The following is an 18,015-nucleotide window of genomic DNA, read 5'->3' as shown; positions in this document are numbered from 1 at the left end:
CGCACGAACCGTGCAGGTCCGGTGCAGATCAGCTCTCGGTCAGCCGGCCGAAGGCAGCCAGCGGGATGGGCAGCCAGGTGGGCCGGTTGCGCGCCTCGTAGACGCACTCGTAGACCGCCTTGTCCAGGACGTACGCCGTCAGCAGCGTCCGGTCCTCGTCGGTCAGCCCGCCCTCGCCGCAGTACGACGCCAGGAACGCCTTGCGGTTGCGCCGTGCCCACTCGTCGGCGCGGTGGGCCCGCTGGTGGATGACGTCCTCGTCGTCCTCGGGCATCGACTCCGCCACGGCGTGGGGCGCGTAGTCGAAGGAGCGGGTCATCCCGGCGACGTCGCGCCACGGGCTGTCGGGCAGCAGCCGCTCGGCGAGGGGCTTCGCCGGCTCGCCCTCGAAGTCCACGAGCTTCCAGCCCGCCACCGTGCGCAGGGTCTGACCGAGGTGGAGGTCGCCGTGCACGCGCTGCACCGGGATCTCGCCCAGACCGCGCATGGCGTCGAACACGGCGCGGGCGCCGTCGGCGTATTGCTCGAGGTCGGGAACGATCTCGATCGCCTCGTGCAGCCGCCGGGTCATCGTGTCGGCGACGTCGCCGGCCCCGATGGTGGCGGTCGGGAAGGACGCGCGAAGCTGCTCGTGCACCTCGCGCAGCGCCTCGCCGAGTCGGGCCGACTCGCCGGCGAAGTCGCCGCCGACCTCCTCGGCGTGCAGGTCGGCCTCCGCGAAGAGGTCGCGAACGCTGGCGAGCGCCAGGTCCCAGCCGTCGCTCGCGGTGCGCAGGAACTGCTGGAGCATCGCCAGGTGCAGGTCGCCGCTCTCGATCCAGCCGTAGAGATGCGCGACGTGCGTGGATCCGGCCTCGGTGAGCACCTGGTGGGTGGTGATGTCGGGGTTCTCGCCCGGCGTCAGCTTCCGGAAGATCTTCATCACCGCGTCCTCCCCGAACAGGATCGAGGAGTTGGACTGCTCGCCGCTGAAGAGGGTGCCCGGGGCGGTGAGGTCGAGCTCGCTGCCCTCGACCAGGCGGAAGGCGAGAGCCCCGTCGTGGTCGGCGCCGCCGAACGACGCGAGGTAGCGCGCCATCGCCTCGCGGTCGCTGGGCGCGTCGTAGGCGATCACGTCACCGAGCTCGGGGTCCTCCCAGCGGCCGACCGAGGCATGGTCGAGGCGCTCCTGCGGGTCGCGATAGAGCGCGAGGGGCACCTGGTAGAGCTCGGTCTCCGGACCGCCGGGCTCGTCGTAGGTCACCTCCACCAGCTGGACGACGACCCGTGGCTCCGTCGCGTCGGCGGGACCGACGACACCGAGCCGCTGGACGCGGGTGACGTCGAAGGAGCGGCCCTTGCCGCCGAACCAGCGGGCCCGGCCGAGGTACTCCCGCAGGGCGGGGAAGGTGTGCGCATCGTCGGTGTCAGCCATCACAGGACAGGCCTCCCCGTCGTCTCGGGATCGGTCAGGCGGAACCAGTAGAAGCCGTGCCCGCTCAGGGTCAGCAGGTAGGGGAGCTCGCCGATGCGCGGGAACGGCACGCCGCCGAGCAGCTCCACCGGCACCCGGCCCTCCCAGCGCCGCAGGTCGAGCTCGACGGGCTGGGGGAACCGGGAGAGGTTGTTGACGCAGAGGATCACGTCGTCGTCCTCACCGGGCCGGTCGGGCCCGCCGCAGGCCCGGACGTAGCTGAGCACGGTCGGGTTGGAGCCACCGAGGTCGGCGAAGGTGCCCAGGCCGAACGCCTGGTGCTTGCGCCGGATGTGGATCATCCGGCGGGTCCAGTGCAGCAGCGACGACGGGTTCTCCAGCTCCGCCTCGACGTTCACGCTCTGGTAGCCGTAGACCGGGTCCTGGATGGTCGGCAGGTGCAGCTTGCCGGGGGTCGCCGAGGAGAAGCCGGCGTTGCGGTCGGGCGTCCACTGCATGGGGGTCCGCACGCCGTCGCGGTCACCGAGCCAGATGTTGTCGCCCATCCCGATCTCGTCGCCGTAGTACAGGACGGGTGAGCCGGGCAGCGACAGCAGCAGGGCGGTGAACAGCTCGATCTGGTTCGTGTCGTTGTCCAGCAGGGGAGCCAGCCGCCTCCGGATGCCGATGTTGGCCTTCATCCGGGGGTCCTTGGCGTACTCGCCCCACATGTAGTCGCGGTCCTCGTCGGTGACCATCTCCAGGGTCAGCTCGTCGTGGTTGCGCAGGAAGATGCCCCACTGGCACCCGTCGGGGATCTCCGGGGTCTGATCGAGGATCTCCGAGATCGGGAACCGCGACTCTCGCCGCACCGCCATGAAGATGCGCGGCATCACCGGGAAGTGGAAGCACATGTGGCACTCGTCGCCCTTGCCGAAGTAGTCGACCACGTCGGCCGGCCACTGGTTGGCCTCGGCGAGCAGCACGCGCCCGGGGAAGTTGTCGTCGACGTACTTGCGGACCTTGCGAAGGAAGTCGTGGGTCTCGGGCAGGTTCTCGCCGTTCGTGCCCGGCCGCTCGTAGAGGTAGGGCACCGCGTCGAGGCGGAAGCCGTCGAGACCCATGTCGAGCCAGAACTTGAGCGCGTCCAGGATCGCCTCGTGGACCTTGGGGTTGTCGAAGTTGAGGTCCGGCTGGTGGTGGAAGAACCGGTGCCAGTAGTACTGCCCGCGCACCGGGTCCCAGGTCCAGTTGGAGGGCTCGGTGTCGACGAAGATGATCCGCGCGTCCTGGTAGAGCTCGTCGGTGTCGGACCAGACGTAGAAGTCGCCGTAGGGCCCGTCGGGGTCGGTGCGCGACGCCTGGAACCACGGGTGCTGGTCGCTGGTGTGGTTCATGACGAAGTCGACGATGACGCGGATGCCGCGCTTGTGGGCCTCGTCGAGGAACTCCTGGAAGTCGTCGACGGTGCCGCACTCGGGGAGGATGCCGGTGTAGTCGCTGACGTCGTAGCCGCCGTCGCGCAGCGGCGAGGTGAAGAACGGCGGCACCCACAGGCAGTCCACGCCCAGCCACTCGAGGTAGTCGAGCTTCTCCGTCAGCCCCTTGAAGTCGCCGGTGCCGTCGGCGTTGGAGTCGCGGAACGACCGGACCAGCACCTCGTAGAACACCGCGGTGCGGTACCACTCCGGCTCGCTGTTGAGGACGATCGAGTCGCGGCGGGCCGACGACGCTGACGACAGCTCGGTCATCGGACCCCCTTCACGACCAGCACGTGGGCAGGTTCCTCCTGCGGGTCGAGTCTCACGTAGTTGTGCTCGCCCCAGGTCCACTCCGCGCCGCTGAGCTCGTCGTGCACGGTGAAGGAGCTGCCCGGCGGGAGGCCGAGCGCGGCGAGGTCGATGTGCACCATCGTCTCCCGGACCTGGTGGGGGTCGAGGTTGAGCACGACGATCACGCGGTCGGTCGGGCCGGCCGGCGCGCCGCTGCCGGTGGCCACCTTGCTGAAGCAGACGACGTGGTCCTCGTCGGTCTCGTGGACGGTGAGGTTGCGGAGCAGCTGCAGGGCCGGGTGCCCGCGACGCAGCGTGTTGAGCCGGGTGACGTACGGCGCCAGCGAGTTCTGCGTCGACCAGTCGCGGATCCGGATCTGGTACTTCTCCGAGTCGAGGTACTCCTCGCTGCCGGGCCGCACCGCGACGTGCTCGTAGAGCTCGTAGCCGGCGTACATGCCCCAGCTCGGCGACGACATCGCGGCGAGCACCGCGCGGATCTTGAAGGCCGCCGGGCCGCCGTACTGCAGGAACTCGTGCAGGATGTCGGGGGTGTTCACGAAGAAGTTCGGCCGCACCCGGTGGGCGGACTCGGTGGACACCTCGCGCAGGTAGGCCTCGACGTCGGGCTTCTCGGTGCGCCACGTGAAGTAGGTGTAGGACTGGTGGAACCCGACGGCGCCCAGGGTCTGCAGCATGGGCGGCTTGGTGAACGCCTCGGAGAGGAACAGCACGTCGGGGTCGGTACGACGCACCTCCGCGAGCAGCCACTGCCAGAAGGCCACCGGCTTGGTGTGGGGGTTGTCGACGCGGAAGATCCGGACCCCGTGGTCCATCCAGTGGCGCACCACCCGCAGCACCTCGTTGGCGAGCCCCTCGGGGTCGTTGTCGAAGTTCAGCGGGTAGATGTCCTGGTACTTCTTCGGGGGGTTCTCGGCGAAGGCGATCGAGCCGTCCGCGCGGGTGGTGAACCACTCCGGGTGCTCGCTGACCCAGGGGTGGTCGGGCGCGCACTGCAGGGCGAGGTCGAGTGCCACCTCCAGCCCGTGCTCCTGGGCCGTGGCCACGAAGTGGTCGAAGTCGTCGATCGTGCCGAGGTCGGGGTGGACGGCGTCGTGGCCGCCGAGCCTGCTGCCGATCGCCCACGGGGAGCCGGTCCACTCCGGCGGTGCCGTCTCGCCCTCGGGGAGCACCGCGTTGTTGGGTCCCTTGCGGTTGACCTCGCCGATCGGGTGGATCGGCGGGAGGTAGACCACGTCGAAGCCCATCCGGGCCACGGCCGGGAGCCGCTCGGCCGCGGTGCGGAAGGTCCCGCTGACCACCTCGCCGGTCTTGGGGTCGACGTGGGCGCCCTCCGACCGCGGGAAGAGCTCGTACCAGCTGCCGAAGAGCGCCCGGGGCCGGTCGACGAAGACGGGGAAGGGCCCCTCGACGCTGAGCAGGTCGCGCAGTGGGTGCGCGAGGAGCACGGCCTGGAGGTCCGGCGACTCGAGCTGGGCGAGCCGGGCGGCGACCGGCCGGTCGGTGTCGTCGACGGCGGCCACCGCCGCGCGCACGACGCCGAGCTCGTCGGGTGTCAGGTCGCCCGCCGCGACGATCCGCTCGAGGAGCAGGCGGCCCTCGGCGAACATCAGCTCCACGTCCACGCCGGCGCGGATCTTGATGCCGGCGGCGTGCTGCCACGTCGCGACCGGGTCGGACCAGGCGTGCACCTCGAACGCCCAGTCGCCGACCTTGTCCGCGGTTACCCACGCCTGGTAGCGGTCGACGGTGTGCCGGTCGGCGGCCGGCAGCATCGTCATCCGCACCGGCGGGCGACGGCTTCCGTCGGGCGCGACCAGCACGGCCTCGGCGCCGAGCTTGTCGTGCCCCTCCCGGAACACGGTCGCGCTGATGGGGAACGGCTCGCCGACGCTCGCCTTCGCAGGCAGGCGTCCGTGCGACGGACCGGCTTCGACGAGGGGCATCACGTCGATCACGGGGATGCGTCCGACCATGCCCCCACCCAACAGGGGCGGTTCAAGGGCACGCAAGGACCAGCCGCTCGACCGGGGTGCCTCAGCCGCTGGTGAGGTCCCAGACGTCGACCCGGGCGCCGGCGGCGAGCGGCTCGCCGTCCGCCGGGAGGTCGATCAGCGCGTCGGCGCCGGCGAACCAGCCGAGGAAGCTCGAGCCGGGCGGGCCCCAGGGCTGCACGGTCCCGGCCCGGCGGTCCAGGCGGGCGCGCCGGAGCTGCCGCTTGCCCCCCAGCGGCGTCAGGGGCTCGGTCAGCGCGGCCCGCACCACCGGCCGATCGGGACGGGGGTGGCCGAGGGCCCGGCGCAGGGCGGGACGCACGAAGACCTCGAACGACGTCAGCGCGCTCACCGGGTTGCCCGGCAGGCAGACCACGGGAACCCCCGCGAAGCGCCCCGACCCCTGGGGCATGCCGGGCTGCATCCCGACCTTCACGAACTCCACGCCGCGCGGTCCGAGACCGTCCTTGACGACCTCGTAGGCACCGGCGCTGACCCCGCCGGAGGTGAGCACCAGGTCGACGTCGCCACCGGCCAGCTCGCGCTCCAGCAGCTCGAGGAAGGCCGGCACGTCGTCGGCCACCCACAGCCGGCGTACGGCGGCACCGCCGGCCTCCTCCACCGCCGCCGCGAGCAGCGCGCCGTTGGCGTCGCGGATCTTGCCGGACCCGGGCTCGGGATGCTCCGCCAGCTCCGAGCCGGTGGAGCAGACGAGCACCCGGGGGCGCCGGTGCACCACGACCTCCGCGACCCCGAGCGCGGCCAGCACCCCGACCTGGGCCGGGCCCAGCACGGTGCCCGAGGTCACCACCTCCTGGCCGACGGCGACGTCGCTGCCGGCGGCTCGCACGAAGCGGCCCGCCTCGCGCGCCGCGCGGATCTCCACCGTCCCGGTGCCGCCGTCGGTGGCCTCGACCTCGACGACCGCGTCGGCGCCGTCGGGCAGCGGCGCGCCCGTCATGATCCGCAGCGCGGTCCGCGGCTCGAGCCGGGCGACGGGCGCCCCGGCAGGGACGTCGCCGGCGACGGGCAGCCGGACCGGGGCGTGCTCGGCGGCGCCGGCGACGTCGGCGGCCCGGACGGCGTAGCCGTCCATCGCGGAGTTGGCGAAGGAGGGGAGCGGCTCCTCGGCCGTCACGGCGACCGCCAGCACGCGGCCGCGCGCGTCCGCCGACCGGATGCGCTCGGTGCCGAGCGGGCCGCTCGGCGCGACGAGTGCGGCGACGTGGCGCTGGTGCTCGGCGACCGAGCGGAGGGCAGAGGTGCTCATCGGCTCTCACCCTAGGACGTGGGGCGGACGAGGCGGCCCCCATGACTCCGCCTCGTCCGCCTGCACCGCTCAACGCCACCCACCGCGGGTCGTTACGGCAGCGTCATCGCGACGACCTTGGAACGTTCAAGCGGGGTTGGCTACCGTCGACGCCATGCGTGCGATCCGGCGATTCACGGTCCGTCCTGTCCTCCCGGCGCCCCTCGCCGCTCTCGGTGAGCTCGCCGCCAACCTCCGATGGTCGTGGGACCGCGCCACCCAGGACCTGTTCCACGCCGCCGACCCCGATCTGTGGCAGAGCACCGGCCGCGACCCGGTGCGGCTCCTCGGCGAGGTGCCCGCGGACCGGTGGGAGCAGCTGGCCACCGACGAGTCCTTCGTCCAGCGGGTCGCCGCGGTGCGGGCCGACCTCGCGTCGTACCTCTCGGAGGACCGGTGGTACCAGCGGGCGCAGGCCGAGCGGCCGGACGCGACCTGGCCGCGGTCGATCGCCTACTTCTCACCGGAGTTCGGCATCACCGCCGTGCTGCCGCAGTACTCCGGCGGCCTCGGCATCCTGGCCGGCGACCACCTGAAGGCGGCGAGCGACCTCGGCGTCCCGATCGTCGGCGTCGGCCTGCTCTACCGCCACGGCTACTTCAAGCAGGCCCTCTCCCACGAGGGCTGGCAGGTGGAGACCTACCCCGTGCTCGACCCCGACGGACTGCCCCTCTCGCCCCTCCTCGAGCGGGACGGCGCGCGGGCCACCATCGCGATCCGGATGCCCGACGGGCCCGACCTGCTCGCCCGGATCTGGGTGGCCTCGGTGGGCCGGGTGCCGCTGCTCCTGCTCGACACCGACGTCGAGGGCAACCCCGACCACTACGCCCAGATCACCGACCGGCTCTACGGCGGCAACACCGAGCACCGGCTGCGCCAGGAGCTGCTGCTCGGTGTGGGCGGGGTGCGGGCCCTGCGTGCCTACTCCCGCATCACCGGCGCGCCGGAGCCGGAGGTCTTCCACACCAACGAGGGTCACGCCGGGTTCCTCGGCGTGGAGCGGATCCGGGAGCTGACCGCCGACCCGTCGGGGCCGCAGCTCGACTTCGCCACCGCGGTGGAGGTCGGCCGCGCCTCGACGGTGTTCACCACCCACACGCCGGTGCCGGCCGGCATCGACCGGTTCCCGCGCACGCTCGTCGAGCAGTACTTCGGCGACCGGGGCGCCACTCCCGGCGTGCCGTGCGACCGGGTGCTCGACCTCGGAGCCGAGGACTACGACGGCGGTGACCCCTCGGTGTTCAACATGGCGGTGATGGGCTTCCGGCTCGCCCAGCGCGCCAACGGGGTGTCGCAGCTGCACGGTCACGTGAGCCGGGGCATGTTCAACGGCCTGTGGCCGGCGTTCGACGAGGCCGAGGTGCCGATCACGTCGATCACCAACGGCGTGCACGCCCCGACCTGGGTGGCCGACGAGGTGATCGGCCTGGCCGCCGCCCAGGGGGCCGACCCGGAGGGCGACGACGCCGAGGCGTTCTGGGCGGCCTTCGACAAGGTGCCCGCGACGGAGGTCTGGTCGACGAAGCGGGTGCTGCGGCAGCGGCTGGTCGACGACGCCCGGCGGCGCCTGCGGCGCTCGTGCGAGAAGCGCGGCGCCACGGCCACCGAGATGGCGTGGGTCGACGGTGCGCTCGACCCGGACGTGCTGACCATCGGCTTCGCGCGTCGGGTGCCGTCGTACAAGCGGCTGACGCTGATGCTGCGCGACCCCGACCGGCTCCGGGCGCTGCTGCTGCACCCGGACCGGCCGGTCCAGCTGGTCGTCGCGGGGAAGGCGCATCCGGCCGACGACGGCGGCAAGCGCCTGATCCAGGAGCTCGTCCGGTTCGCCGACGCCCACGACGTCCGCCACCGGATCGTGTTCCTGCCCAACTACGACATCGCCCTCGCCCAGCCGCTGTATCCCGGCTGCGACGTGTGGCTGAACAACCCGCTGCGCCCCTATGAGGCCTGCGGCACCTCGGGCATGAAGGCCGCTCTCAACGGTGGCCTCAACCTCTCCATCCTCGACGGCTGGTGGGACGAGTGGTACGAGCCGGAGTTCGGCTGGCCGATCCCGTCCGCCGACGGCGTGGACGACCCGGACAAGCGTGACGACCTCGAGGCCGCCGCGCTCTACGACCTGATCGAGACCGAGGTCGCGCCCCGCTTCTACGACCGCGACGACGAGGGCGTGCCCGTCCGCTGGGTGGAGATGCTGCGCCACACCTGGTCCTCGCTCGGCCCGAAGGTGCTCGCGAGCCGGATGGTGCGCGACTACGTCGACCAGCTCTATGCGCCGGCCGCGCGCAACGCCCGCGCCCTGGCCGCCGACGAGGCGGCGCCGCGCGACCTGGCGGCGTGGAAGAGCCGGGTGCGCTCCCGCTGGACCGACGTGCGCGTGGAGCACGTCGAGACGGAGGGCTTCGGCGACGCGGTCGAGGTCGGCACGGTGATGACGGTGCGGTGCCACGTCGCCCTGGGGGAGCTGGCTCCAAGCGACGTGCAGGTGCAGCTGGTGCACGGCCGGGTCGACGCCGAGGACGTCATCGTCGACAGCACGGTGACCCCGCTGACGTTCGCCGAGTCGTACGACGGCGGGCGGCACCGTTTCGACGGCGAGGTGGCGCTCGGGCGGTCCGGTCCGTTCGGCTACACCGTGCGGGTGGTGCCGACCCACCCGCTGCTGGTCGCGCCCGCCGAGCTCGGGGTCGTCACGTCGGCCTGAGCGCCGCGGCGCCCGGGCGGGCCGCCGGCTCAGGCGGGCGGCTCGACCTCCTGCAGGACCACGACGCAGCGAGGGCCGAGTTTGAGCTCACCGCCGATGTCGACCGGTGAGTCGGTCTCGAGGTCCGGGTCCGTGGACAGCACCACCCGGCCACGGCGCACCCAGTCGTTCTCCGGCAGGTGGACGTCGACCGGCTGGTCGCCGGCGTGGAACCACAGCAGGAACGAGGAGTCGACCAGCTGCTCGCCGCGCGGCCCCGGCTCGCGCAGCGGCTTGCCGGACAGGAACATGCCGACCGTCCGCAGGGACCCGTCGTGCCAGTCGTCCTCGGTCATCTCCCGGCCGCTGGGATGCAGCCACGCGAGGTCCTTCGGTCCACCGACCATCGTCGGCCGGCCCTCGAACCAGTTCCGCTGCGTCAGGGTCGCGTGCGACTGCCGCAGCCGGAGCGCCTTGCGGACCAGGTCGTAGACGTCGAGCCACGCGTCGTCGCCGCTCCAGTCGAACCAGGAGATCTCGTTGTCCTGGCAGTAGGCGTTGTTGTTGCCTCCCTGCGTCCGGCCGCGCTCGTCGCCGGCCGTCAGCATCGGCACGCCGTTGGACAGGCAGAGCGTGAGCATCAGGTTGGCCGCCTGCCGCCGCCGCAGCGCGCGGATCTCCGGGTCGTCGGTCTCGCCCTCGGTGCCGTGGTTCCAGGACCGGTTGTCGTCGGTCCCGTCGCGGTTGTCCTCGCCGTTCGCCTGGTTGTGCTTGCGGTCGTAGGAGACCAGGTCGCGCACGGTGAAGCCGTCGTGGGCGGTGACGAAGTTGACCGAGTTGTAGGCGGAGCGGCCGTCGTCGGCGTACAGGTCCGAGGACCCCGCCAGCCGGGTCGCGACCGTGCGCACGCCGTGGGAATGGCCCCGCCAGAAGTCGCGCATCGTGTCGCGGAACTGGTCGTTCCACTCCACCCACGGCGGCGGCATCCGGCCCACGAGGTAGCCGTCCATCGACACGTCCCACGGCTCGGCGATCAGCTTCGCGTGCCGCAGCACCGGGTCCTGGCCGATCGCGGTGAGCAGCTTGCAGGCCATGTCGACCTCCGTGCCGGTGCGGCTCAGCGCCGACATCAGGTCGAACCGGAACCCGTCGACGTGCATCTCGGTGACCCAGTAGCGCAGGGAGTCGAGGATCAGCCGCAGCGCGGGCGGGGACTCCGAGTTCACGGTGTTGCCGCAGCCGGTGACGTCCCAGTAGGTGTCGTCGTACCGCGAGCGCGGCCCGTCGGGCTTGCCCTTCGCCGGCGGCACCCGGCGGTAGAACCCGCGGTCGTCCAGCCCGCGGAACGACAGGGTGGGGCCCATCGGCCCCGCCTCCGCGGTGTGGTTGTAGACCACGTCGAGGATCACCTCGATGCCGGCGCGGTGCAGCGCCTTGACCATCGACTTGAACTCGGTGACCTGCTGGCCACGGTCGCCGGACGCGCTGTAGGCGCCGTGTGGTGCGAAGTAGCACTGCGAGTTGTAGCCCCAGTAGTTCGTGAGCCCGCGCTCGAGCAGCATCGGCTCCGAGAAGTACTGGTGCACCGGCAGCAGCTCGACCGCCGTGATCCCGAGGTCGCGCAGGTAGTCGATGGCGCGCGGATGCGCGAGCCCGGCGTAGGTCCCGCGCAGGTCCTCGGGGATCCGCTCGTTGAGCTGGGTGAACCCCTTCACGTGCAGCTCGTAGATGACCGTGTCGCGCCAGCGCCGGCGCATCGGTGTGTCGCCCTCCCAGTCGAAGAGCGGTGCCACCACGACGCTGCGGGCGGTGGCGTCGGCGGAGTCGCGGTCGCTCGGCTTCGTCGGGTCGTCGACCCGGTAGCCGAGCAGGTCGCCGCCCGGCGTGGTCGTTCCGGAGACGGCGAGGGCGTAGGGGTCGAGCAGCAGCTTCTTCGGGTTGAAGCGCATGCCGTGCTCGGGGTCCCACGGGCCGTCGACGCGGTAGCCGTAGCGGGTGCCGGGCGCGATCCCCGGCAGTGCGCCGTGCCAGATGCCGAGCGACTGCTCGGTGAACTGGTGGCGCTTCTCGCCGCCCTCCTCGTCGAAGATGCACAGCCAGACGGCCGTCGCGTTGGGGGCGTGGACGGCGAAGTTCGTCGACTCCGGCGTCCACGTCGCACCGAGCGGCCAGTTCCGTCCCGGCCAGACGGGAGCGCGGTCACCGAGCGAGCGCCAGAGCACAGGGGTCACTCTGGTCATTGTGCCCAACTGCTGGTTCCGCGGCTGGCGAACGGGTACCGCGCGGCACAATGCGTCCGTACGCGCGTCCGTCGATCACACGAGAGGGATCAGATGACCAGCGAGTTCGTCCGCCTGGACGTTGCCGACGGGGTGGGGACGATCCGGCTCGACCGGCCGAAGATGAACGCGATCAGCCTCCAGGTCCAGGACGAGCTGACCCTCGCGGCGGCCGAGGCGACCGAGCGCAAGGACGTGCGCGCCGTCGTGGTGTGGGGCGGTGAGAAGGTCTTCGCCGCCGGCAACGACGTCAAGGAGATGGCGACCATGTCCTACACCGACATGGTCGACCGGGTCGAGGCGCTGCAGGGCGCGGTCACCTCGGTTGCGCGGATCCCCAAGCCGGTCGTCGCGGCGGTCAACGGCTATGCCCTCGGAGGCGGCTGCGAGCTCGCCCTGGCGGCCGACGTGCGGTTCGCGGCCGACAACGCCGTGCTCGGGCAGCCCGAGGTGCTGCTCGGGATCATTCCGGGAGCCGGCGGCACGCAGCGGCTGCCGCGGCTGGTCGGCCCGAGCCGGGCCAAGGACCTGCTGTTCACCGGGCGGTTCGTGAAGGCCGAGGAGGCGCTCCGGATCGGTCTGGTCGACCGGGTGCTGCCGGCGGGGGAGGTCTACGCCGAGGCCGTGCGGTGGGCGGCGCAGTTCGCCACGGCGGCGCCGTACGCCCTGCGCGCGGTCAAGGAGTCGGTCGACCGAGGACTCGAGGCGGACCTCGAGACCGGGCTCCAGATCGAGCGCCAGCACTTCGCTTCTGCCTTCGCTACGGACGACCGGGCGGTCGGCATGCAATCCTTCATCGAGAACGGGCCGGGCAAGGCCACCTTCGAAGGACGGTGATCGCAGTGGCCGACAAGGACACGCAGACCACGACGCCGAGTCGCGCGCTCACCGGAGCGCGGATCCGAGACCTCGTGGCCCGCGCCGTGTGGATCCTCTGCATGACCCTCGCGCTGATCCTCGCGGTCGCCGCGTTCACCTTCGCCCTCGAGGCCAACGAGGACAACACGCTGGTCGAGCTGGTCCGTCGGCTCGCCGACGCGGTCGACCTCGGGTTCTTCGACCTGGACAACCCGGTGAAGCGGTTCACCGGCGACAACGCCCAGGTCAAGGACGCGCTGTTCAACTACGGCATCGCCGCCGTGGTCTACCTGGTCATCGGGCGGATCCTCGAGCGGCTCGTCCGTCCGTGACGTTCGCCTCGACGCTGCATGGGTGTGAGGTAGTCCACGCAGGTGCGGTTTCCGCGGCGTGAAACCGGGCGGTAACCTGCCCAACGCTGTCCTCTAGCGGACCACAGTTGTTCCCTGTGCCGGATCTCCGCGCAGGGCTCACGAAGCACAGGAAGGGGCCGGTCCGGCCACAACCATGACACTCTCCAACATTGTCGTCCTTGTGAAGTACGTTCCCGACGCGACCGCAGACCGGAAGTTCGAGGCGGACAACACCGTCGACCGGGTCGGTGTCGACGGCCTCCTCTCCGAGCTCGACGAGTACGCCGTCGAGCAGGCGCTCCAGATCAAGGAGAAGCGGGCCGACGAGGAGGTGACCGTCACCGCCCTCACCGTGGGTCCCGCCGAGGCCGAGGCCGCCGTGCGCAAGGCCCTCCAGATGGGCGCCGACAAGGCCGTCCACGTGCAGGACGACGCGATCGCCGGCTCCGACGCGATCGCCACCTCGCTGGTGCTCGCCAAGGCCATCGAGAAGGTCGGCACGCCCGAGATCGTGATGTGCGGCATGGCCTCGACGGACGGCTCCATGGGCATCGTCCCGGCGATGCTCGCCGAGCGGCTGAACCTGCCGCAGGTGACGCTGGCGTCGGTCGTCGAGACGCAGGGCGACCAGGTCCGGATCAAGCGCGACAGCGACTCGGCGACCGAGGTCATCGGCGCCACCCTGCCGCTGGTCCTGTCGGTGACCGACCAGTCCGGCGAGGCCCGCTACCCGTCCTTCAAGGGCATCATGGCGGCGAAGAAGAAGCCGCTGGAGACCCTCGCGCTGTCCGACCTCGGCGTGGAGCCGGGCGACGTCGGCCTCGACGCCGCCTGGACCGCCGTGGAGTCCGTGACCGAGCGTCCCCCGCGGACGGCCGGCGAGATCGTCAAGGACGAGGACGGATCGGGCGCCACCGCGCTGGTCGAGTTCCTCGCGTCCAAGAAGTTCATCTGAGAAGCCAGGAAACGAGGAACTGAAGACCATGTCCGAAGTCTTGGTGCTCGTCGACCACGTCGACGGTGCAGTCCGCAAGCCCACCTACGAGCTCCTGGCCATCGCCAAGCGCATCGGCGAGCCCTCCGCCGTGTTCATCGGCGGTGCCGACAAGTCCTCCGACGTCGCCGAGGCGGTGAAGAAGTACGGCGCCGAGAAGGTCTACGTCGTCGACGACGCGGAGATCAAGGGCTACCTCGTCGCCCCGAAGGCGGAGGTGCTCCAGCAGCTGGCCGAGAAGGCGTCGCCCGCGGCGATCCTGGTGCCCTCGACCTCCGACGGCAAGGAGATCGCGGCCCGGCTCGCGATCAAGCTCTCCTCCGGCGTGATCACCGACGCCGTCGACGTCAAGGCCGACGGCGGCGAGATCGTCACGACGCAGTCGGTGTTCGCCGGCAACTACACCGTCGACGCCAAGGTCACCAAGGGCACGCCGATCATCACCGTGAAGCCCAACGCGGCGGCTCCCGAGGAGGGCGCCGGCAGCGGCGCTGTCGAGGAGTTCGCGCCGACGATCTCCGACGCCGCGAAGACCGCGCAGATCGTCGCCTCGCAGCCCCGCCAGTCGACCGGCCGGCCCGAGCTCACCGAGGCCGCGATCGTGGTCTCCGGCGGCCGCGGCACCGGCGGCGACTTCACCGCGGTGGAGGGACTCGCCGACGCGCTCGGCGCCGCCGTGGGTGCCTCCCGCGCCGCGGTCGACTCCGGCTGGAAGCCGCACACCTTCCAGGTCGGCCAGACCGGCAAGACGGTGTCGCCGCAGCTCTACGTCGCCAACGGCATCTCCGGCGCCATCCAGCACCGCGCCGGCATGCAGACCTCGAAGACCATCGTGGCCGTCAACAAGGACGAGGAGGCGCCGATCTTCGAGCTGGTCGACTTCGGCGTCGTCGGGGACCTCCACTCGGTCCTCCCGGCCGTGACCTCGGAGATCGAGAAGCGCAAGGGCTGAGCCCGCACGTCGGGCACCAGTCCGTCCGAGCGCCCCGTCCGGTCATCCGGGCGGGGCGCTCGCGCACTAATCTGGACCGGTGAGCATCACTGACGACGTCCTCGCCGTCGCCGCCCGCGCCCGCGCGGCCGGCCGCAGCCTCGCCCTCGCCACCCGGGCCGAGAAGGACGCCGCGCTGCACGCGATGGCCGACGCGCTGGTGGCTCGTGCCGAGGAGGTGCTCTCCGGCAACGCCGACGACGTCGCGCGCGCGGAGAGCGGCGGCACGCCCGCCAACATCGTCGACCGGCTCCGGCTGACCGACGACCGGCTCGCGGGCATGGCCCAGGGCCTGCGCGACGTGGCGGGCCTCGCCGACCCGGTCGGCGAGGTGGTGCGGGGCAGCGTGCTGGCCAACGGCCTGGAGCTGCGCCAGGTCCGCGTGCCGTTCGGCGTGGTCGGCATGATCTACGAGGCCCGCCCCAACGTCACCGCCGACGCCGCGGGCATCTGCCTCAAGTCCGGCAACGCCGTGCTGCTGCGCGGCTCGTCGTCGGCCCGGTCCAGCAACGCCGCGATCGTCTCGGTGCTCCGCGACGCGATCTCGGCGTCCGGCCTCGACCCCGACGTCGTGCAGCTGGTCCCGGGTGAGACCCACGACAGCGTCAAGGCGCTGATGCGGGCACGCGGTCACGTCGACGTGCTGATCCCGCGCGGGGGAGCGGGGCTCATCCAGTCGGTGGTCGAGGAGTCCACGGTGCCCGTCATCGAGACCGGCGTCGGCAACTGCCACGTGTACGTCGACCGCGCGGCCGACCTCGACAAGGCGCTCGCCATCGCCCTCAACGCCAAGACCCAGCGCACGAGCGTGTGCAACTCCGCGGAGTCGCTGCTCGTGCACGCCGACGTCGCGGACACCTTCCTGCCGCGGGTGGTCCGGGCGCTGCAGGAGCGCGACGTCACCATCCACGGCGACGCCGCGTTCGGCTCCTTCGCCGGGGTGGTGCCCGCGACCGACGACGACTGGTCCGCGGAGTACCTCTCGCTCGACATCGCCGCTCGCGTCGTACCCGACCTCGACACGGCGCTGGACCACATCCGTCGCTGGTCGAGCGGGCACTCCGACGCGATCGTGACCGAGGACCAGGGCGCCGCCCGCCGGTTCGTCGCCGAGGTCGACTCCGCCGCCGTCCTGGTCAACGCCTCGACCCGGTTCACCGACGGCGGCGAGTTCGGCTTCGGCGCCGAGATCGGCATCAGCACCCAGAAGCTGCACGCCCGCGGCCCGATGGGTCTGCCCGAGATGACGTCGACGAAGTACGTCGTGATCGGCGACGGACACATCCGTTAGCCACCGGTGCACGCAACGGCCACCGCGCCGCGATAGGTTGCGCCCATGGCAGGCCCCCCGGAGCGGATCTACGCCGATCCCTCCGCCGAACGGCTCTTCACCGGGGCCACCGTCCTCACTCTCCTGCGCACGGTGGCCACCCTCGTGCTCTCGATGTGGGGCGCCTACGACGGCAGCCTGACCCTGCTGGTCGCCGGGCTGGTGACCTACTGGGTGGGCGACACCCTCGACGGCGAGTGGGCCCGCCGGTTCGACTGCGAGACCCGGATGGGCGGGCTGATCGACATGATCTGCGACCGCCTCAGCTGCGGCGCGTTCTACATCGGCCTCGCCTGGCTCCAGCCCGAGCCCTTCTTCGGCGACGAGCCGATGGAGCTGATCGCGATCCCGGTGGCGGTCTACCTCTTCGAGTTCATGGTCGTCGACATGTTCCTGTCGCTGGCCTACCTGGCGTGGCCGATCCGCAGCCCCAACTACTTCTACGTCATCGACCGCCGGATCTACCTCTGGAACTGGTCGCGGCTCGGGAAGGCAGCCAACTCCGGGCTGTTCGCCGTGCTGCTCCTGGTCACCGGCTGGTGGTGGCTGGGCCTGATCATCGCGGTCGCGCTGCTGGTGCTCAAGTGCGTCTCCCTGCGGTGGCTGCTCCAGCTCGGGCTCCCCGTCCCCCAGCGGCCGGCGGCGGAGGGCGCGACCCCGGATCGGACGACTCCGGCATGATCCTGTGGCTGACGACGTTTGCGATCAGCATCGCGTCCGCCCTGATCCCGTTCCTGCCCATCGAGGTCTACATCCTCGGCGCCGGCGCCGCGGAGGGCGGGACCGCAGCCGCGCTCTCCCTCGGCATCGCCGCGGGCGCGGGCGCCACGGTCGGCAAGATCGTCTGGTACGAGGCCGCCCGCCGGGGGATCGACTCCGCGTGGGCGCAGAAGAAGCTCGCCAAGCCGAAGGTGCGGGCCGGCTACGAGAAGTGGGTCAGCCGGATGCGCGGGCGACCGTGGTACGCCGCCGCGGTGATGTTCCTGGCGGCCTCCGCGGGGGTGCCGCCGCTGCTGGTGATGGCGGCCGTCGGCGGGCTGCTCAAGATGCCGCTGTGGGCCTTCGTGCCGACGGTCTTCCTGGGTCGCACCGTCCGGTTCACGCTGCTCTTCCTCGGCGTCGACCTGGCGCTCCACTGACCGGGCCCCTCACCCGGCCATCGACCCGGTGACTGACCCGGCCACCGAGTCGGTCGGCGACGGATCGGTTCGGTAGCATACGGCCATGCCCAGCCAGATCAGCCTGACCGCCCTCGCCGTCGTCCGTGCCGCCGAGGAGCACGGTGAGCCCGCCGTGAGCCCGTGGCTCATCGGTGGCGGCGTGCTGGCGATCCTGCTGCTGATGCTGCTCGGCCTGATCTGGTTCGGTGGCGGCCGCGAGCACAGCTGAGCCGTCCGTGCCCGGGTCGGAGGCCCCCACCCGGCTCGGGGTGATGGGCGGCACCTTCGACCCGATCCACCACGGCCACCTGGTCGCCGCCTCGGAGGTCCAGGGCTGGTTCGACCTCGACGAGGTCGTGTTCGTCCCCACCGGGGAGCCGTGGCAGAAGACCGGCCGCCGGGTCTCGCCCGCCGAGCACCGCTACCTGATGACGGTGATCGCGACGGCGGCCAACCCGCGGTTCACGGTCAGCCGCGTCGACATCGACCGCGGCGGGCCGACGTACACCACCGACACGCTGCGCGACCTGCACGCCGAGCGTCCCGACGCCGAGCTGTACTTCATCACCGGCGCGGACGCGCTGACCGACATCTTCAGCTGGCGGGACGCCGCGGAGCTCTTCGAGCTCGCGCACTTCGTCGGCTGCACCCGGCCCGGCTCCGACATGGACCCGGCGACGCTGTCGAAGATCCCGCACGACCGCGTCACCATGGTCGAGGTCCCGGCGCTGGCCATCTCCTCCACGGAGTGCCGCCAGCGGCAGGAGATGGGGCAGCCCATCTGGTACCTCGTGCCCGACGGCGTGGTGCAGTACATCAACAAGCACGGGCTCTACCGCCCGGTGCCACCCGACCCTCGTTCCTGACCTGGAGAC

General features: G+C 71.6%; 15 protein-coding genes. 10 read left to right on the top strand and 5 right to left on the bottom strand.

Going from position 1 to position 18,015, the window contains the following annotated elements; translation table 11 throughout:
• Window positions 1-28 precede the first annotated feature (28 nt).
• From ACPOLA_RS16865 to ACPOLA_RS16850, 4 genes are all read right to left on the bottom strand, one after another.
• Window positions 29-1,414 (bottom strand): maltokinase N-terminal cap-like domain-containing protein, encoded by a 1,386-nt coding sequence (locus ACPOLA_RS16865; RefSeq protein ID WP_435771663.1) that lies wholly within the window; start codon window positions 1,412-1,414, stop codon window positions 29-31.
• A complete protein-coding gene (treS, locus tag ACPOLA_RS16860; protein ID WP_435771662.1) occupies window positions 1,414-3,144 on the bottom strand; it encodes a maltose alpha-D-glucosyltransferase in 1,731 nt (576 codons plus the stop codon). The genes ACPOLA_RS16865 and treS overlap by 1 nt, the downstream gene beginning before the upstream one ends.
• Window positions 3,141-5,162, bottom strand: a complete 2,022-nt coding sequence (locus ACPOLA_RS16855; protein ID WP_435771661.1) for an alpha-1,4-glucan--maltose-1-phosphate maltosyltransferase — start codon at window positions 5,160-5,162, stop codon at window positions 3,141-3,143. Before ACPOLA_RS16855 ends, treS begins: the two co-directional genes overlap by 4 nt.
• A gap of 61 nt (window positions 5,163-5,223) precedes the next feature.
• Window positions 5,224-6,450, bottom strand: coding sequence for a molybdopterin molybdotransferase MoeA (locus ACPOLA_RS16850; protein ID WP_435771660.1), 1,227 nt, complete (start codon window positions 6,448-6,450; stop codon window positions 5,224-5,226).
• A gap of 154 nt (window positions 6,451-6,604) precedes the next feature.
• Between ACPOLA_RS16850 and glgP the strand changes: the two genes are divergently transcribed.
• Window positions 6,605-9,196 carry an alpha-glucan family phosphorylase gene (gene glgP / locus ACPOLA_RS16845; protein ID WP_435771659.1) on the top strand — a complete coding sequence of 864 codons (2,592 nt, stop codon included), beginning with the start codon at window positions 6,605-6,607 and terminating at the stop codon, window positions 9,194-9,196.
• Between the two features lie 29 nt (window positions 9,197-9,225).
• Here glgP and glgX read toward each other — a convergent pair whose 3' ends face one another.
• Complete coding sequence (glgX, locus tag ACPOLA_RS16840; RefSeq protein WP_435771658.1) at window positions 9,226-11,406, bottom strand: glycogen debranching protein GlgX; 2,181 nt, start codon at window positions 11,404-11,406, stop codon at window positions 9,226-9,228.
• Between the two features lie 102 nt (window positions 11,407-11,508).
• Here glgX and ACPOLA_RS16835 point away from each other — a divergent pair, with 102 nt between their 5' ends.
• The 9 genes from ACPOLA_RS16835 (at window position 11,509) to nadD (ending at window position 18,006) form a co-directional block, all read left to right on the top strand.
• Entirely contained in the window at window positions 11,509-12,291 is a 783-nt protein-coding gene (locus tag ACPOLA_RS16835; RefSeq protein WP_435771657.1) for an enoyl-CoA hydratase/isomerase family protein, read from the top strand.
• Between the two features lie 5 nt (window positions 12,292-12,296).
• On the top strand, window positions 12,297-12,644 hold the full coding sequence (locus ACPOLA_RS16830) for a hypothetical protein (protein ID WP_435771656.1): 348 nt from the start codon (window positions 12,297-12,299) through the stop codon (window positions 12,642-12,644).
• Between the two features lie 202 nt (window positions 12,645-12,846).
• Window positions 12,847-13,620, top strand: coding sequence for an electron transfer flavoprotein subunit beta/FixA family protein (locus ACPOLA_RS16825; RefSeq protein ID WP_435771655.1), 774 nt, complete (start codon window positions 12,847-12,849; stop codon window positions 13,618-13,620).
• 28 nt (window positions 13,621-13,648) lie between these two features.
• Window positions 13,649-14,611 (top strand): electron transfer flavoprotein subunit alpha/FixB family protein, encoded by a 963-nt coding sequence (locus ACPOLA_RS16820; RefSeq protein WP_435771654.1) that lies wholly within the window; start codon window positions 13,649-13,651, stop codon window positions 14,609-14,611.
• Window positions 14,612-14,690: 79 nt separating this feature from the next.
• Window positions 14,691-15,941 (top strand): glutamate-5-semialdehyde dehydrogenase, encoded by a 1,251-nt coding sequence (locus ACPOLA_RS16815; protein WP_435771653.1) that lies wholly within the window; start codon window positions 14,691-14,693, stop codon window positions 15,939-15,941.
• Window positions 15,942-15,986: 45 nt separating this feature from the next.
• Window positions 15,987-16,661, top strand: coding sequence for a CDP-alcohol phosphatidyltransferase family protein (locus ACPOLA_RS16810; protein WP_435771652.1), 675 nt, complete (start codon window positions 15,987-15,989; stop codon window positions 16,659-16,661).
• Window positions 16,658-17,119, top strand: coding sequence for a hypothetical protein (locus tag ACPOLA_RS16805; protein WP_435771651.1), 462 nt, complete (start codon window positions 16,658-16,660; stop codon window positions 17,117-17,119). Before ACPOLA_RS16810 ends, ACPOLA_RS16805 begins: the two co-directional genes overlap by 4 nt.
• An 85-nt stretch (window positions 17,120-17,204) precedes the next feature.
• Entirely contained in the window at window positions 17,205-17,369 is a 165-nt protein-coding gene (locus ACPOLA_RS16800) for a hypothetical protein (RefSeq protein ID WP_435771650.1), read from the top strand.
• A 7-nt stretch (window positions 17,370-17,376) separates the two neighbouring features.
• Entirely contained in the window at window positions 17,377-18,006 is a 630-nt protein-coding gene (nadD, locus tag ACPOLA_RS16795) for a nicotinate-nucleotide adenylyltransferase (protein WP_435771649.1), read from the top strand.
• The last annotated feature ends 9 nt before the right edge of the window (window positions 18,007-18,015 follow it).

The organism is Nocardioides proteolyticus (genome assembly GCF_051280635.3).
In the GTDB taxonomy this organism is placed as follows: Bacteria; Actinomycetota; Actinomycetes; order Propionibacteriales; family Nocardioidaceae; genus Nocardioides.
Note: the sequence above shows the minus strand (reverse complement) of the source record. Positions and strands in the feature narration are given on the sequence as shown.